The sequence below is a fragment of the Salinimicrobium oceani genome, from assembly GCF_012037645.1.
In genome coordinates this window covers 1-595 of the sequence record NZ_JAAVJR010000244.1, presented here as the reverse complement: position 1 = coordinate 595, position 595 = coordinate 1, and the positions used below count along the sequence as shown (strand labels likewise).

Genomic DNA, 595 nt, shown 5'->3' with positions numbered 1-595 from the left:
CAGCAGAGCCTGTTCATGTGACATAGCTTCACCGGACTTTAATACAAAATTACCGTCCTCATCAACTTTAAACCGCTGCATATCGCCGTCTTCATTCAGGATGTATTCCGGCTTATAATTGATCACATTCTCATACATGGAAATAGGTGCCGGATCAATAGCAGTTTCGGCCCTTCCCAGTTTTCCTACGGAAACCTCAACTTCTGGAATATTGGTAACTGCCATGTCCAGCTTCTGAAGCACTTCCTTACTACCTTCAAGACCCAAATGCGGCATGGCAGTAGGCATCAGCAGGAAGCTACCTTCATTCAATGTTGGCATAAATTCCTTTCCCACTCCCGGAAAAGCTTCTGAAGCCGCTATCCAGCCCGAAGATTCTCTCATGTCCCAGCCGATCTCTTCAGCAGCATCTGCCACGAATCCGAAGATCTTAGGAACTCCCAACCAGATCAACAATCCGAAAAAGATCGTTACAACGGGGAGTGCTAAAAAGGTTTTCTTGTTCCCGAGGCACCAGTTCAGGATGCTTTCGTAGTACCTTACAATAGCTAAAAGTGCTGCCAGAGTGATCACCAGCAGAACGATCACAAACAGA

At 46.4% G+C, this 595-nt stretch carries 1 pseudogene; it reads right to left on the bottom strand.

What is annotated here, in order from left to right:
• Positions 1-595: pseudogene (locus tag HC175_RS16515) on the bottom strand (efflux RND transporter permease subunit); the annotation flags it as partial.